At 72.2% G+C, this 1,071-nt stretch carries 1 protein-coding gene; it reads right to left on the reverse strand.

The annotated features are described in order from the left end of the window. On the reverse strand, positions 1–1,071 hold a 1,071-nt coding region (locus C493_RS05055; protein ID WP_007258334.1), incomplete at both ends, for a hydantoinase/oxoprolinase family protein.

Here is a 1,071-nt window from a genome sequence, read left to right on the forward strand (position 1 = left end):
ATCAGAGATGTGTATAAGAGACAGACCTCGAGGGAGTCGGCCAGCGCGGCGGCGTGCATCGGTCCCGCGCCGCCGAAGGCGACCAGCGCGAACTCGCGCGGGTCGTGGCCCCGCTCGACGGTCACCGAGCGGATCGTTCGCGTCATCGTCGCGTTCGCGACGCGGAAGACGCCGCGGGCGGCCTCGAGCGCGCCGTCTAACCCGGCCTCGTCGGCCAGCCCCTCGAGGGCGTCGCGTGCGGCCTCGACGTCGAGGGTCATCTCGCCGCCGAGGGCCGTTTCGGGGCCGATGTAGCCGAGGACGACGTTCGCGTCGGTGACCGTCGGCTCGGTGCCGCCCTTCCCGTAGCAGGCGGGGCCGGGTTCGGCGCCGGACGAGCGCGGTCCAACTCGGAGCGCGCCGCCGGCGTCGACCCAGGCGATCGAGCCGCCGCCCGCGCCGACGGTGTTGACGTCGACCATCGGCGTTCGGATCGGGATTCCGTCGATCTCGGCGTCGGTCGTCCGTTCGGCCTCGCCGTCGCGGACGAGGCTCACGTCGCTCGAGGTGCCGCCCATATCGAAGGTGACGAGCCCCTCGACGGCGTCGTCGTCGACGGTCGCAGCGGCGCCGACGACGCCCGCGGCGGGACCCGAGAGCGTCGTCGTGACGGCGTGTTCTCGGACCGTCTCCGGATCGGCGATGCCGCCGTTCGCCTGCATGATCCGCGGCGCCGGAACGCCGGCGTCCTCGCTTTCTTCGACCAGTCGGCCGACGTAGCGGTCGATCGCCGGTCGCACGTAGGCGTCGACGGCCGTCGTCGACGTCCGCTCGAACTCGCGGAACTCCGCGAGCACTTCGTGGGAAGTCGAGACGGGAACGTCGAGTTCCTCGCGCAGGATCTCGGCGACGGTCGCCTCGTTCTCGGGGTCGGCGTAGGCGTGAAGCAGCGAGACGGCGACCGCCTCGACGTCTTCGTCGCGCAGCGTCGCCGCGAGTTCCCGGACGTCCTCGGGATCGACCGGCGTCTCGAGGCCCTCGCCCGTCGTCCGCTCCGTCAGTTCGAACCGCCGCTCGCGCGGGACCAGCGGT

Source organism: Natronolimnohabitans innermongolicus JCM 12255, from assembly GCF_000337215.1.
In the GTDB taxonomy this organism is placed as follows: Archaea; Halobacteriota; Halobacteria; order Halobacteriales; family Natrialbaceae; genus Natronolimnohabitans; species Natronolimnohabitans innermongolicus.